Source organism: Ensifer sp. LC384, assembly GCF_001695865.1.
In the GTDB taxonomy this organism is placed as follows: Bacteria; Pseudomonadota; Alphaproteobacteria; order Rhizobiales; family Rhizobiaceae; genus Ensifer.
This window is the reverse complement of the sequence record NZ_MBST01000056.1, coordinates 1-15,330: the sequence shown is the minus strand read 5'-3', so window position 1 is coordinate 15,330 and position 15,330 is coordinate 1. Positions and strand designations below refer to the sequence as shown.

Below are 15,330 nucleotides of genomic sequence, written 5' to 3'. Positions count from 1 at the left end.
GACGGCGTTCGATGACCCCGCGTCCCGTTTCGTTGTCGCGATCCCTGCCGTCATCGTTCGTCTCCTCCCATCCCCGGAGTCAGCGCGGCATCCACCAGCCGGTGCGCGCGCCGATATGCATGTTGAGCGTCTTGGTTTCGGTGTAGTCCTCGACCGCATGACGACCGAGCTCGCGGCCAAGACCGGACTGGCGATAGCCGCCGAACGGCAGCTCGGAAGCACCATCCATGAAGGTGTTCATCCAGACCGTGCCGGCGCGCACGCGACGACCGATCGTCAGGCAGGTGTCGAAGTCGCGACTCCAGACACCGGCCGACAGACCGTAGTCGATGGAATTGGCGATGCGGATCGCCTCCTCGGTGGTCTCGAAGGTCAGCACCGACAGCACCGGGCCGAAAACCTCCTCGCGGGCAACGGCCATCTCAGGCCGCACCGACGAGAGAATAGTCGGCGCCATGAACTGCCCCATGCCGAGATCGAGCACCGTGCCGCCATGGGCGACAGCGGCACCATCCTTTGATGCGGCGGATACATAGCCGGCAATCTTTTCCAGATGCTGCGGCGTGATGATCGCACCGACCTGGGTTTCCGGATCGAGCGGATCGCCGACCTTGACCTTGGCCGAGAGCGCCGCGATGCGCGCCGTCACCTCTTCGGCAATATCGTGGTGAAGGATCAGTCGCGAGCCGGCATTACAGCATTCGCCGGCATTGAAGTACGCGCCGAATACGGCCGCGTCGATGAACTCGTCGATGTTGGCGTCGGGAAAGACGATCTGCGGGTTCTTGCCGCCGAGTTCGAGCGACACCTTCTTCAGCGTCTGCGCGGCATTGGCCATCGTCAGGCGGCCGACGCCGGTGGAGCCGGTGAAGGAAACCATGTCGACATCCGGGTGCGTCGTCATCGGCGCGCCGACCTCCGGGCCGGCCCCAGTAACGATGTTGACGACACCCGCCGGCACACCGGCCGCTTCGAGAATTTCGCCGAGGATCAGCGTCGAGGCAGAGGTCAGTTCGGAAGGCTTGACCACGGTTGTGCAGCCGGCAGCAAGCGCAAAAGGCAGCTTCTGGCTGACGATCAGGAACGGGAAATTCCACGGCGTGATGATCGAAACGACACCGATCGCTTCACGCAGAACCACACCGAGCGTGCCATCGCCCAGCGTATTGTAGCTTTCGCCGTGAAGATCACGGGCAAGGGCTGCGGCATAACGCCAGATATCGGCGGCACCGCCGAGTTCGCCCTTGGCCTGGCTGATCGGCTTTCCCGATTCGATGGCGTCGAGGAAGGCAAGCTCGTCGGCGCGCGCGGCAATCATGTCGGCGGCCTTGAGCAGGATCAGTGACCGCTCGGACGCCGTCATGCGCGGCCAGGGGCCATCGTCGAAAGCACGGCGGGCAGCAGAGATCGCCCGCTCCGCATCGACGCTCGCCGCCGCCTGATAGCGACTGACGACGACGCCGTGGCCGGGCGCGACACGCTCGATCGTGCGTCCGCCGGCACTGTCGACCCATTTGCCGTCGATCAGCATCTGGAATGTGCGCACCTTGTGGTCGCCGAGTACCTTGGGTCTCACCAGAACCGTCATCACCATTCTCCCTTGAACTGGGCTTCGCGCTTTTCGGAAAAAGCGGCGACGCCTTCCCTGAGGTCGCCTGTCTTGGCGACGAGGATGGAACCCAGCGCTTCGACCGCAGCACCTTTGTCCTCGCCGTTCGCCGAGGCGATCATCAGTTTTGAAATCTCGAGCGCGGCCGGGCCGCGCTTTGCCACCCGGGCGGCATAGTCGCGCGCCGCCTGCATCACCGTTCCGGTCTCGACGACCGCATCGACCAGACCTTCGGCCTTCGCCGTCTCGGCCGAGAACATCTCGCCGCCGAGCACCATGCGCCGCACGATCTGGGCGCCGAAACGGGCAACAAGGCGCTGGGTGCCCGACCAGCCCGGAACCATGCCGAGGCTCGTTTCCGGCAGGCCAATCCTGATCTGGCTTTCCGCGATCCGGATGTCGGCCGCAGCGGCCAACTCCAGGCCGCCGCCGAGCGCATGGCCGTTGAGCGCCGCGATAACAGGCATTCTCAACGTCGCCAGCCGCTCGAACACGCGATGGCCGAAGCGCACCCAGTCATGACCGAAGGCGGCGGCATCCATGCCGCCCCAGGCCTTGATGTCACCGCCGGCGGAGAAGGCCTTGCCCTGCCCCGTCAGGATCAGCACCCGCACCTCGCGCATCACTTCCACCGTATCGCAGGCTGCAGCGAGCGCCTTCAGCATGTCGATGTCGAAGGCATTGAGTTTGTCGGGACGGGCGACGGTCATCGTCGCGATCGGGCCATCGACTGCGATCTGGATGCGTTCCTCAGACATGGGCGCCTCCCGCAAGCGCACGGGCAGCTTTGACCGGCAGTTTCAGGCCAATCGGCGCCTCGTGGAAAAGTGCTGCATCCATGGTCTTCAAACGATCGGACACCATCAGGGGAAACTCGGACTGGTCGAGGATATGAGCCTGCAGATCGACGCCCGGCGCGATTTCCGTGAGCATCACGCCTTCGGGCGTCAGCTTCATCACGCAGCGCTCGGTGACATAGGTGATGTCCTGGCCCTGTTCGATGCCGCGGCGGCCGGAGAAGGTAACGTGCTCGACCTCGTTGACGAGCTTCTTGAGCTTGCCTTCCTTCTCGATCACCAGCTTGCTGTCGGCAACGGCAAGCTTGGCGCCGGCATTGAACATGCCGGAAAAGACGATCTTCTTCGCCCGCGCGGTGATGTCGACGAAGCCGCCGGCACCGGCCGTCACATGCGGCCGGAAGGAGAGCTTCGAGACATTGACGGACCCGCTGCGGTCGATTTCGAGGAAGGAAAGCAGCGAGGCATCGAAGCCCGCACCCTGGAAATAGGTGAACTGGTAGGGCGAGGGCATGAAGGCATCGGCGTTGGACGCGCAGCCGAAGGCGAAATCCAAGAGCGGCACGCCGCCGACGGCACCCTGCTCGATCACCCAGGTAACGGCACCGTGCAGGCCTTCCTCGAGCAGGATTCGCGGCACGTTGGCCGAAATGCCGAAGCCGAGATTGACCGCGCTGCCCGTTTGCAGCTCCTGCGCCACACGGCGGGCGATGACCTTCTGGATGTTGAACTCCGGCACGCGGAAACTGTCGAGCGGACGGAAGATCTCGCCGGAGATGGCGGGATCATAGAGCGTCTGCGTCGTCTGCTTCTGGTCGGGATCGACGACGACATAATCGACGAGCACACCGGGCACACGCACATCGTGCGGCTTCAACGAGCCTTCCTTGGTGATGCGCTTGACCTGGGCAATGACGATGCCGCCATTGTTGCGGGCGGCCAGCGCCTGGTCGAGGCCGCCGAGATAGGCGCCTTCATGCTCATAGGTCAGGTTGCCGCGTTCATCCGCCGTGGTCGCGCGAATAATCGCCACCTCAGGCGCGATCGCCTTGAAATAGAGCCAGTCCTCGCCCTCGAAGGCGATCTTCTTGACCACCGGTTCGGCCGCCGCCGAGGCGTTCATGGCGCAGCCTTCGCGCGACGGGTCGACGAAGGTGTCGAGCCCGACCTTGGTCATGACGCCGGGGCGCTTGGCCGCGGCCTCGCGGTGCATGTCGAAGAGGATGCCGGAGGGAATGTTGTAGGCGGCGACTTCGTCGGCGCCGATCATCTGCCAGATCAGGGGCGGCTCGGCGCTCGACGGGCCGGAGGGATAGGAGCCGCCGATGATCTTCTTCAAGAGCCCCTTCTTGGCGATGTGGTCGACGCCCCTAATGCCGCTCATGTCGCCCGCGGCGATCGGATGCAGCGTCGTCAGGCCACGGGGATGGCCGGTCGCCTCGAAGCGTTCGCCGATCGCCTTCAGCATCAGATCCGGGCAGCCGAGACCGCTGGAGGAGGAGACGGAAACGATTGCACCGTCCGGGATCAAGGCGGCCGCTTCGGCCGGCGAGATTTGCTTGTTCATCGACATCCGTTCAAAGTCCCGTTTCGATCGGTACAGCTTGGCCGGTTGCGGCCGCCTTGACGACGGCAAGCCCTGTCGCCAGCGACCAGACACCGTCTTCGCCGGATGCCGACGGGCGGCCTTCGCCTGAGACCGCGGCATGGAAAGCGGAAAGCGCGGTTTCGTAGAGGTTGCGATGGTCGAGCAGCAGCTCGCTCTCGCCATCGGCATTGCGCAGCGTGACCGTGCCGACGGGCCTCTGCGTCATGACATTGCGACCGATCAGCGAGCCCTCGGTGCCATGCACTTCGAGGCCGGTCTCGGCGAATTTGGTGGTGAAGGCATCATGGAATTGGGCGATGACGCCGGAGCGGAAGCGAAGCACGCCCATAACGCCGTCCTCCAGCCCCTCCTTGGCCATGCCGGCGCTGTGGCTGATGGCCGCGGCTTCGATCGGGTCGTCATCGAGGACGAAGCGCAACGTATCGGCATCATGCACGGTGATGTCGAGGATGACGCCACCACCGGCATCCGGTCGCTCCAGCCGCCAGCCCTGGAGATGCGGCGGCAGATAGACCGCGTGGAAAACGCGCGCGGCAATCGGTCGACCGATCTTGCCTTCGGCGATTGCTTCGCGCATGGCGCGGTGGGTGGCTGCATTGCGCAGATGATGGTTGGTGGCAAGCACGACGCCGGCCTCACACGCCTTCAGCACCATTTCGCAGCCGTCATTCAAGTTCATCGCCAACGGCTTTTCGCAGAGCACGTGTTTGCCGGCCGCGATCGCTGCCAGCGTCTGCTCGCGATGCAGATCGTTGGTCGTCGACACATAGACGGCATCGACATCGGGATCGCCGACCAGCTCCTCGACCGACGTCACTGACTTGCCGATGCCGTTTTCGCTGGCATAGGCGGCACCGCGCTCGGCGCTGGTGCTCATCACCGAAACGACTTCGCCGCCCGTCGCGCGGATTGCGTCGATGACCCATTCGCGCGCGATCGTGCTCGCGCCGATCAGACCCCACCCAGTCATGATAATGCCTCCCTCGTTCTGCGCTCGATCGCAGCACCACAGCTCTGGCGAACGACGAGACGCACCGAACCGATGATCGATTCAGCCTCGGCCCTGCCCGCGTTGATCTGCTTCAGCAGCAATTCCGCCGCCCTCTGCCCCATGCCCTGCGGATCGACGGACACGGTCGTCAGTGCCGGCACCGCGGTCTTCGCCTCGATCACGTCGTCGAAGCCGATCACGGCAAAATCAGCGCCCGGCTCCAGCCGCCGCGCCCTGAGGCCGTCGCAGACGCCGAAGGCGACCGCGTCGTTGAAGCACAGTGCTGCCGTCGGCCGGTCGGCAAGCATCATCGCCTGCTCGATGGCCGTGACGCCGCCGGCGCGCGATGGCGCCGAACCGATGACGAGCACGTCGGCCGCATCGAGCCGCGCCTCGAGCAAGGCATCGCGGTAACCGCGCATGCGCGCCTCGAACACGGCAGTGTCGGGGAAGCCACCGAGAAAGGCGATGCGCCGATGGCCACGCGCGATCAGATGCCGCACGGCCGCCATGGCGCCGGCATGATTGTCCGACGTCAGCGAGGAGACGCCCGCATCGGCGATATCGCGAACGACAAGCACGACCGGGATGCCGCTATCGACCAAGGGCGCCAGGTCGGCAGCCTCGGTACCGCGCGCCGGCGAGATGATCAGGCCGGAGACCCCGTGCTCGCGCATGGATGCCACGACCTCGCGCTGGCGCTCGATCTTTTCACTTGTATTGGCGAGAAACTGAACGAAGCCGGCCGACTGAACCACCGCATCGACACCGACCGCCAACTCGGCAAAAAAGCTGTTGGTCAGGTCGTTGACGACGATGCCGATGATCTTGGACTTCGATTGGCGCAGGTTGGCTGCGCTGCGATTGTAGACATAGCCAAGCTCGCGAATGGTCGCATTGACCTTGGCACGGGTCACCTCGTTGACGAGCGGGCTGCCCTGCAGGACGAGCGACACGGTCGACTTCGACACGCCGGCTGCGCGTGCGATATCGACCACCGTTACCCGTTCCTTGACCAAGGCATCCTCCCAAAACATGCGGTATTTCTCACATTCATAATTGGAACGTTCCAAATCAGTCAAGAGGAAAACGGTTACATTTTTGATTCCGGCAACACAGAAGCGGAGATGAAGCAGCGCGCGCAATTGACATACCAGCAAGATATGGGCGCCATAAATTCATAATATATCTCATAATTACATATACTTAATCTCGACTTGCCGCACTCCGTCTTCTCGCCGCACCGGACCCGGAAAACAAATGGCAACAATTGCCGCTTGAAATTTGGAACGATCTAAATTATTCGAAAGCAACGGTCCGAGGAGGAGACGAAAGCCGATGACAAGCCTGACGTTGCCACGCCAAGACGGCTCATTGGAGCAATACCGACTGACGGGAATCCCGCTCGAGCGGCCGAGCACCGCCCCAACCTTCAACCGCATCGCCTACGCCGCCGCCCATATCGTTTCGGATCCGCTTCGCGATGCCGATCCCTGGGGCAATGCCGCCATCGACTGGGACCAGACCATGGCATTCCGCCATCACCTCTGGAGCCTGGGCTTCAAGATCGCCGAAGCGATGGACACGGCCCAGCGCGGCATGGGCCTCGCCTGGCCGGGCGCGCAGCAGCTGATCCGCCGCTCTCTCACGGAAGCCCGAAACGTGCCGGGGGCCGACCTTGCCTGCGGCGCCGGAACGGATCACCTTTCGCCTGCCGACACGCAGTCGCTTGACGACGTGATTGCCGCCTATGAGCAACAGATCGGTTTCGTCGAGGGTGAGGGCGGCCGCGCCATCATGATGGCAAGCCGCGCGCTTGCCCGCGTCGCCCGCTCGCCGGACGATTATCGTCATGTCTACGGCCACATCCTGCGCCAGACGAAGGACAAGGTGGTGCTGCACTGGCTCGGCGACATGTTCGACCCGCAGCTTGGGGGATATTGGGGGTCTGACGATTTCGATGAGGCGCTCGACGTGGTGCTGTCGATCATCGCGGCCAATCGCGACAAGGTCGAAGGCATCAAGATCTCGCTGCTCGACAACGCCAAGGAAGTCGCCCTGCGCAACCGCCTGCCGGAAGGCGTGCGCTGCTTCACCGGCGACGACTTCAACTATGCGGAGCTGATCGAGGGTGACGGCGTGAAATACAGCCACGCGCTTCTCGGCATCTTCGATGCGGTGGCACCCTCTGCTTCAAGGGCGCTTGCGGCACTGGCCAAGGGTGATGTTGCCACGTTCCGTGGCGTCATCGAGCCGACCGTGCCGCTGTCGCGCAAGATCTTCGAGGCGCCGACGCGGTATTACAAGGCCGGCGTCGTCTTCCTCGCCTGGCTGAACGGCCACCAGAACCATTTCACCATGCCCGCCGGCATGCAGTCCGCACGTGGCCTGCTGCACTACGCCGATGTCTTCCGGCTCGCCGACGCAGCCAACGTGCTCGATCGACCGGATTTGGCGACGAAGCGGATGCAGAGCTTTCTTACGACCCTCGGCGTCGAACAGGCCGGCTGACAACGCAAGACGGCGCCCGCGCGGGCGCCGTCAATGACCGGGGCAGGGACCTCGGTGGATTGTCTCAGAACGTCGCCGTCAGACTCATCCAGAAACGGCGGCCCTCCATCACCGTGTTGAAGTCGGTCTGCTCGACCTCCTTGTCGAGAAGATTGTAGACGGCCGCGTTCAGCGTCAGGCCTTCGCCGAGCGCATATTTTGTGCCGATGTCGACAGTGGCATAGCGGTCGTATTTCCGGCCCTGCTGGCCGTTGACCGTCACCGGCTTGCCGTTGGTGCCGATGCGCGCGCCGGCGGCGATCTCCTCGCCATGATAGTTGATGGAAGTCCAGGCTTCCAACCCCTCGACCGGCGTGAACCAATCGGCCCTGAGATTGGCCATGTGCTCCGGTGTGCGCGCCAGCGGGAAGCCGGCATAGGCTCCGGTTTGCTGCTCGGACTGCGTATAGGTGTAGCTGCCGCGCACGGTCAGGTCCGCCGTGGCGTTCCAGGTCGCCGTCAGCTCGACGCCCTGAATGACGGCGTCATCGATATTGTAGTTGTACCAGAGCCGGTAGTTCGGATCTTCGCTCCAGCGCACCGGATTTCCGGCGGCGTCTAGTACCAGCGAGTTGGAAATCTTGTCCTTGAAGTCGGTGTAGAAATAGGTGCCGCCGAGGATGACGTCGCCATTGTCCCAGACGGCACCGATTTCATAGCTCGTGCTCGACTCCGCCTTGAGGTTCGGGTCGGCGATGATGACGCCGCAGGTCCCGGCCGGTCCATAGGAGCAACCGCCGCCGCCGGTCGTGTAGGCGTAACCCGGCGCGATGCTGCGAATGTCGGGCGCGCGGAAGCCAGTGGAGATGCCGCCCTTGACCGTCAGGGTGTCGGTTGCATCCCAGACGCCATAGAGGCGCGGGCTGAGGTGATAGCCATATTCCTCGTGGTGATCGAGGCGCAGCCCGCCTGTCAGCGCGAAGCTGTCGAGCATGCGCCATTCATCCTCGGCAAAGAGCGCCCATTGCGTCGCCGAGAATTTTTCGGTGAGCCCGGGGCGCCGTCCGGGGTTCTGGTCGGAGAGCCGCGCTTCGAAGAACTGTCCGCCGGTCACCAGCATGTGGCTGCCGCCGAGGTCGAACGGGGTCGTGAACTTGCCGTCGATGACCGTGTTGCGAACCTCGGGCGCGCGTGCCTGCTTGGCGAAGCGGCCATCGGCCGGATTGTAGTTGTAGTTCCGCCGCTCCGCCCATTCCTGCAGGATCGAGAAGTCCGACGTGGTCGGCCCCCAGCGACCGGTATGGGAAAACGACCAGTGATCGCGATCATTGTCGTTGTAGGTGCTGACGGCTCTTGGGTCCGTCTCGATCGTATTGCCAACATTGGCTTCGCGCCGCAGCCTCGCGGTGCCGCCCTCGAGGAAGAAGTCGTGATCCTCGTTCGTCGTATAGGCAAGCCGCGCTGTCAGATCGTGCTCGCGGGCGCCGGTGATGCCGGACAGGAACTTGTCCTCGCCGCGTTTCAGCCCGCGCCCCCAGATCTGCATGCCGAGCGTATCCTTCAGGATCGGGCCGTTGACGTAGAACGACACCTGGCCGGAATTGCCGTAGCGCGAATGCTGCTGCACCGTCGCATCCGTGGTGATCGATCCGTTCCAAGTATCGGAGACCTTGCGGGTGATGATGTTGATGACGCCGCCCATGGCATCCGAGCCGTAGAGCGACGACATCGGTCCGCGAACGATTTCGATGCGCTCGATCGCGGCTGCCGGCGGCACGAAGCTCTGCTCGAAACCGGAATTGCCGTTGGTGCGGGCGTCACGCGTGCTCTGGCGCTTGCCATCGACCAGGATCAGCGTGTAGGAACCGGGCAGGCCGCGGATGAAGATATCGCGCTCGTTGGCAACACCCGTCACCGCAACGCCTTGAGCATCGCGAAGCGCGTCGGTCAGGTCGCGGAACGATCCTTTTTCCAGCTCTTCGCCGGTGACGACGGTGATGCTCGCCGGCGCGTCCTTGACGTTCTGCTCGAAGCCGGTCGCGGTGACGACGATCTGCTGCAGCTCCGTTGTCTTCGCCTTGTCCTTGGCTTTCTGCGCCTGCACTTCGATCGGCACGGTCAGCGCCGTGCCGGCAAGGCACGCATAGAGAAAGCGCTGCGATCGACCGAACGACCGTTGCTCGGGCCGGCGCCGGATCGGTAATGCGAATGTGCGCCGCTCGATGCCGCTATCCATCGCACTGCGTGCCCCAATGCTCATCTTTGTCCCCACAAATAACTTGAGTATCAAAGTCGACTTAGTTATTGGCGGGATAGCCGGTCAACGGCACTGTTTTAGAACCGTTCTAAATGTGAATGAGCGCAAAACACGGGCTTCGAATATGCCCGAACCGTGTTTGAGGGAAACGACAGCAATGAAGGCTCAGCCGCAGGAGACTTTGCCCCCGCACGACCGCCAGACCGACATGCGCAAATTGCGCCTGCTGCTGGCGCTCGATGCGCTGTTGCGGGAAAACAGCGTCAGCCGGGCCGCCGTCAGCGTCGGCCTCCAGCCCTCCGCCATGAGCCGGTTGCTCGCCCAGTTGCGCGAGGAATATGGCGACCCGCTGTTCCTGCGCACCGGCCACGGCCTGCGACCGACGCCCTTTGCCGAAATGCTGAGATTGCGGGTGCGCGCACTTGCCGCGGAGACGGAAGCGCTCTTCGAACAACCCGGCCGAACCGCGGCGCCGGATCAGCAGGAACAGAGTGGCTGGGAAGGGGCTGGCCTGATCGCGGCGCCACCGCTGGCGGTGCGACCAAGTCTGATGCTGGACGGCGAGCCGACGCCGGAAGCCTTTGCCGCCAAGCTTGCGCGGATCGGCGACGATGCAGCCCCGCAACGCCGGCTGGCCCGCAGCATTGCGACCATCGGCACCGGCGCCGGCCGCAGCCGGCCCTTGAGCGAAGCGGAAGCGGAAGATGCGCTGATGATCATCCTGGCCGGGGAGGCAGACCCGGTACAGATCGGCGCCCTGATGGTGGCGCTGCAATATCGCGGCGCGACCGCCGTCGAGATCGCCGGCTTCGTGCGGGCGATCCGCCGCCATGTCGGCGCTGTCGCCGTCGGCAGCGGTGCGGCAGATCTGGACTGGCCGTGTTATCTCTCGCCGAAGCTCAAGACCGCGCCGTGGTTCCTGCACGCCGCGCGCCTGGTGGCAAGTGCCGGCTACCGCGTCATGTTGCATGGCCATTATGGTCAGGAAGGCGCCGAGCGCGGCAAGCTCGAAATCGCCGCCGCTCGCGCCGGGATCGCCATCTGCGCATCGCTTGAGGAAGCCAATATCGCTTTGGCGACAACCGGGATTGCCTATCTGCCGTTACCCGCACTTTCGCCGCAGATCTATCGCCTGCTCGGCCTCTACGGGCTGATGGAAATGCGCATCCCGCTTGGCTCCGCCGTGCATCTGATCAATCCCGTGGGCGCGCGCACGAGCCTGCTTGGCGTCGCCAATTCGGCCGCCAGGACACTGAGCCGGGACATCGCCTTGCTGCTCGGCGTCAGGGACCTGACGATCCTCGGCAACACCCGCGACCATGCGGAGTTCACCCCCTATCGCCAGACGCCTTTGTTTCGGCTGGTCGCCGGCGAGGCCACGGACCTGGTGATTCCGGCCCTACCGGCGCCACCGACCGAAACGCGCACCGGCCTCAGCACCCGGGAATATTGGGAGGCGGTCTGGACCGGAGCGGCCCGCGACGAACGCGCCGAGACGACGATCATCACCACGGCAGCCGCTGCCCTTCTCAGTCTCGGCAATGGATCGGACTTCGAGGCCGCCTGCGAAACGGCGCGTGCGCTATGGTCGGGCCGATCGCGCCAGATGGCACGATACAGCGCCGCGCGTCAGACATGACGCCCAAAATGACGCTGTAACGCTTTGAACCTGCTGCATAATTCTCTCCTTAAATCGATTCCGATTTAAGGAATTATGCAGTAGACCCGCCGTCCGTCTCAGGCCGCCAGGCCCTTCTTGGCCAGCATGGCGTCCGGGCTCGGCAGCTTGCCGCGGAAAGCCTTGTAGGCATCTTCCGGATCGATCGAGCCGCCGACCGAATAGACGTTGTCCCTCAGTTTGCGCGCCATATCAGGATCGAAGGGATTGCCCGTCTCTTCGAAGGCAGCAAAGGCATCCGCATCCAGCACTTCCGACCACATGTAGGAATAATATCCGGCGGAGTATCCATCACCGGAGAAGACATGCAGGAAATGCGGGCTGCGGTGCCGCATCACGATCGACTTCGGCATGCCGATCTTCTCGAGCGTCGCCGCTTCGAGCGCCATCGGTTCACCCTGTGTTTCCGCCGTGTGATAGGCCATGTCGACCAGTGCGGACGACGTGAACTCGACGGTCGTGAAGCCGGAATTGAAGGTGCGTGCAGCAAGCACCTTGCCAAGCAGCGCCTCGGGCATCGGTTCGCCGGTTTGGTAATGCACCGCGTAGCGCTTGAGGATATCCGGCACCGTCAGCCAATGTTCGTAGAGTTGCGACGGCAGTTCCACGAAGTCTCGCGAGACGCCCGTACCGGAAACCGAGGGGTAGGTGACGTTGGATAGCATGCCATGCAACGCATGCCCGAACTCGTGGAAAAGGGTGCGCGCATCATCGAGCGACAGGAGCGCGGGCTTGCCTTCAGCGGGCTTGGCAAAGTTGCAGACGTTGTAGATGATCGGCAATTCGCCGACTGCGCCGTTCTTCAGCGTCAGCTTGTGCTGCGACTGGAACGAGCTCATCCACGCGCCGGAGCGCTTCGACGAACGCGCGAAGTAATCGCCGAGGAACAGCGCCACAAGCTTTCCGGCTGCGTCACGGATCTCGAAGACGCGCACATCAGGGTGGTAGCCGGCAATCCCCTGCTTTTCCGTCGCGGTGATGCCGAACAGGCGCTGGGCAACGTCGAAGCAGGCGTCGATGATCTTTTCGAGCTGCAGGTAGGGCTTCAGCTCGCCTTCCGAAAAGTCGAACTTTTCGGTGCGCAGCTTTTCCGCATAGTGGCGCCAATCCCAAGGCATGACGTCATGATTGCGCCCTTCCGTCGCGATCAGCGTGGCAAGATCCGCCTCTTCCTCGCGGGCACGGGCAACCGCCTTTTCCCAGACCTGCATCAACAGGCCGTTCACGGCTGCCGGTGTCTTGGCCATGGTGTCGTCGAGCTTCAGCGCCGCATAGTTGGCGTAGCCAAGCAGCTTGGCCTTCTCGGCCCGCAGCGCCAGCGTTTCGGCGATATGGCCGCGATTGTCGGTTTCGCCACCATTCTCGCCGCGGGCGATCCAGGCGCGGAAAGCCTGTTCCCGAAGCTCGCGATTGTCGGAGAAGGTCAAAAACGGCTCGATGATCGAACGCGACAGCGTCACCGCATATTTGCCTTTTTCGCCGCGGTCGCTGGCGGCAGCGGCCATGGCGTCGCGCAGAAAATCCGGCAGACCGGCCAGATCCTCGTCACTCTCCAGGAAGAGCGCCCAGTTCTTCTCGTCGGCAAGCACGTTCTGGCCGAACTTGGCGCCGAGGCCGGCAAGCGTCTCGTTGATCGCCGCCAGCCGTTCCTGCTCATCCTTCGCGAGCTTCGCGCCGGATTTGACGAAACCTTTCCAGTGCCGCTCCAGCACCCGCGTCGCCTCCACATCGAGACCGAGGCTTTCGCGGTTCTCCCAGAGCGTGTCGATCCGCTTGAACAGCGCGGCATTCATGCCGATCTTGGAGTAATGCCGCGACATTTTTGGCGCGATGTCGCGTTCCAGAGCCTGAATGGTTTCGTTGGTATCGGCACCGGCCTTGTTCCAGAAGATCGAGGATATGCGCGACAGCGCATCACCAGCGATCTCAAGCGCAATTAAGGTATTTTCGAATGTCGGCGCATCAGCGTTTCCGGCGATTTCGTCGATCTCCGCCTCATGTGCCCGGAAGGCCGCCTCGAAGGCCGGCGCAAAATCCGTGTCCTTCACCAGATCGAAGCGGGGCAGGCCCTCATGTCCGGTCCAGGTCGTCAGGGCAGGGTTGAGCGGGGTACTCGCGGTCATGGAAGGTCCTTTCGCATGCGGATGCCGGCCAGAGACCGGGAGGGAACGCCCGTGAAGCCGGAGGCATGCCGGGCGGAAGAGCTTGAGGTGGTTGCTGGCGGCCTTGGCGTCAAGGCTTGGGCGTCACCGCTTGGGCATCACGGCTTGCGCAGACCGAGAAGCCCGGGGGCAGCGTGCCACACGGCCTGGACGGCAAAGCCGATGAACAGCAAGCCCGAAAGCCGGACGATCGCCAGCTCATGGCGGCGATAGAAGCGCCGAACGACCGAAGCGCCGATGATGACGATCAGAATCAGGTCGGCAACGAGAAAGCCAATGAGCGAGACGCCGAGCAGCATCGGCAAGGCGTCGAATTCCAATGCGTTGGCGGAGCCGGCGAGCAAAGCGGTAAAGGTTGCGAGCGCCACCGGATAGCCCTTCGGGTTGGTCAGGCCGAAGATCAGCCCGCGCCGGAGCGGCCGCTCCACCGTGATCAGCGCCCTGTTTTCGCCCGTCGGCCGGGCGCGCAGGGCGGTCCAGCCGATCCAGCCGAGATAGAGGCCACAGAAGAGACCGAGAATGTCGAAGATCGTGGTGCCGACCGAGCGCGCGCCGACAATGGCAACGAGCGCAAGCGTCGACCAGAGGATATCGCCGGCGAGATGACCGCCCATGAACAGCGCACCGGCCTTGCGGCCCTGACCGGCACCGATGCCAAGCAGGGCGAGAAAGGCCGGCCCGGGAATGAGCGTGTAGGAGAGGGCGGCGAGAAAGGCACCGATCAGCAGCGTCTCGGACATGGCAGGTCCCCGGTTAAGTCAACGGCCATTCGATCCGCAGCCGGCGATTCCGTCAAGCGGAAAGGCGAGCGTGAGCGAACGCCAAAAGGGAGTCCGTGACAGAACCTTGTATTTGCTGGCGCGCGGCTGCCTCGTGACGGTCGGGCGTGTCGGCGACAAGACGCGCTTCGACGGAACATTGGCGGCGCGAACGGCGTGTTCTAGCAACGGAAGCCACCGACCCGGAGGTTGCCGAGGATGAGGGCATTGATGCTGGCGCCGAGAAGCGTCGCGATCTCGAGAGTGAGCAGACGCATGGTCCTGACTCTTCTGTGCATGTGCGCTGACGGCTGCAAGTCGTGAAGGTGAGAACTCCACCCTTTCGGCCTGCGCGCTGTTTCTCCGGCAACGGGCGCGGGACAGGGATGTTGGCGCACAATTCTTTCGTCGCGATGATTTCCCTCGATACGAAGTTGCGCTAAGACGCGCGCGAGTTTTCCCCGCGAGAAGGACTTTCCATGACAGTGCGCAATCTCTTCCTTCTGCCCGGCGACGGCATCGGCCCGGAAGCCATGGCGGAAGTCCGCAAAATCATCGCCTACATGAATGCCGAGCTTGGCAGCGGCTTCGTGACGGACGAAGGCCTTGTCGGCGGCTCAGCCTATGACGCCCACGGCCAGGCGATTTCGGAAGGGGACATGGCCAAGGCGCTTGCCGCCGATGCCGTGCTGTTTGGCGCCGTCGGCGGTCCGAAGTGGGATGCCGTGCCCTATGACGTCCGTCCGGAAGCCGGTCTCTTACGGCTGCGCAAGGACCTCAAGCTGTTCGCCAACCTGCGCCCGGCGATCTGCTACCCGGCCCTTTCCGCCGCCTCGTCGCTGAAGCCGGAACTGGTCGAGGGCCTCGACATCCTGATCGTGCGCGAGCTGACCGGCGGCGTCTATTTCGGCGAACCGAAGGAAATCATCGATCTCGGCAACGGCCAGAAGCGCGGCATCGACACCCAGGTCTACGACAC

At 63.6% G+C, this 15,330-nt stretch carries 11 protein-coding genes; 3 read left to right on the top strand and 8 right to left on the bottom strand.

Features of this window, described 5'->3' with window-relative positions; all coding sequences use genetic code 11:
- Positions 1–79 precede the first annotated feature (79 nt).
- From BC363_RS27680 to BC363_RS27660, 5 genes are read right to left on the bottom strand one after another with little or no spacing between them, the layout of a single operon-like run.
- A complete protein-coding gene (locus BC363_RS27680; protein ID WP_065784553.1) occupies positions 80–1,588 on the bottom strand; it encodes an aldehyde dehydrogenase family protein in 1,509 nt (502 codons plus the stop codon).
- A complete protein-coding gene (locus BC363_RS27675) occupies positions 1,588–2,367 on the bottom strand; it encodes an enoyl-CoA hydratase/isomerase family protein (RefSeq protein WP_065784554.1) in 780 nt (259 codons plus the stop codon). Before BC363_RS27675 ends, BC363_RS27680 begins: the two co-directional genes overlap by 1 nt.
- Positions 2,360–3,979, bottom strand: a complete 1,620-nt coding sequence (locus BC363_RS27670) for an acyl CoA:acetate/3-ketoacid CoA transferase (protein WP_083223563.1) — start codon at positions 3,977–3,979, stop codon at positions 2,360–2,362. Before BC363_RS27670 ends, BC363_RS27675 begins: the two co-directional genes overlap by 8 nt.
- Positions 3,980–3,983: 4 nt before the next feature.
- Entirely contained in the window at positions 3,984–4,985 is a 1,002-nt protein-coding gene (locus BC363_RS27665) for a Gfo/Idh/MocA family oxidoreductase (protein ID WP_065784556.1), read from the bottom strand.
- A complete protein-coding gene (locus tag BC363_RS27660; protein WP_065784567.1) occupies positions 4,982–6,025 on the bottom strand; it encodes a LacI family DNA-binding transcriptional regulator in 1,044 nt (347 codons plus the stop codon). Before BC363_RS27660 ends, BC363_RS27665 begins: the two co-directional genes overlap by 4 nt.
- Before the next feature lie 319 nt (positions 6,026–6,344).
- On the opposite strand from BC363_RS27660, the gene BC363_RS27655 reads away from it, so the two are divergent.
- The gene (locus tag BC363_RS27655; protein WP_065784557.1) at positions 6,345–7,517 is read left to right on the top strand and encodes a dihydrodipicolinate synthase family protein; all 1,173 of its coding nucleotides are present in this window, start codon (positions 6,345–6,347) and stop codon (positions 7,515–7,517) included.
- 64 nt (positions 7,518–7,581) lie between these two features.
- Here the strand turns inward: BC363_RS27655 and BC363_RS27650 are convergent, their stop codons facing one another.
- Positions 7,582–9,756, bottom strand: coding sequence for a TonB-dependent receptor (locus BC363_RS27650; RefSeq protein WP_244519967.1), 2,175 nt, complete (start codon positions 9,754–9,756; stop codon positions 7,582–7,584).
- Positions 9,757–9,910: 154 nt separating this feature from the next.
- Here BC363_RS27650 and BC363_RS27645 point away from each other — a divergent pair, with 154 nt between their 5' ends.
- Positions 9,911–11,392, top strand: a complete 1,482-nt coding sequence (locus BC363_RS27645; protein WP_065784559.1) for a glycosyl transferase family protein — start codon at positions 9,911–9,913, stop codon at positions 11,390–11,392.
- Between the two features lie 98 nt (positions 11,393–11,490).
- On the opposite strand, the gene BC363_RS27640 is transcribed toward BC363_RS27645, so the two are convergent.
- The gene (locus BC363_RS27640) at positions 11,491–13,554 is read right to left on the bottom strand and encodes a M3 family metallopeptidase (RefSeq protein WP_065784560.1); all 2,064 of its coding nucleotides are present in this window, start codon (positions 13,552–13,554) and stop codon (positions 11,491–11,493) included.
- A gap of 137 nt (positions 13,555–13,691) precedes the next feature.
- Positions 13,692–14,333, bottom strand: a complete 642-nt coding sequence (locus BC363_RS27635) for a LysE family translocator (protein WP_065784563.1) — start codon at positions 14,331–14,333, stop codon at positions 13,692–13,694.
- A 497-nt stretch (positions 14,334–14,830) separates the two neighbouring features.
- Here BC363_RS27635 and BC363_RS27630 point away from each other — a divergent pair.
- A partial coding sequence (locus BC363_RS27630; RefSeq protein WP_244519966.1) for an isocitrate/isopropylmalate family dehydrogenase occupies positions 14,831–15,330 on the top strand: 500 nt, incomplete at its 3' end.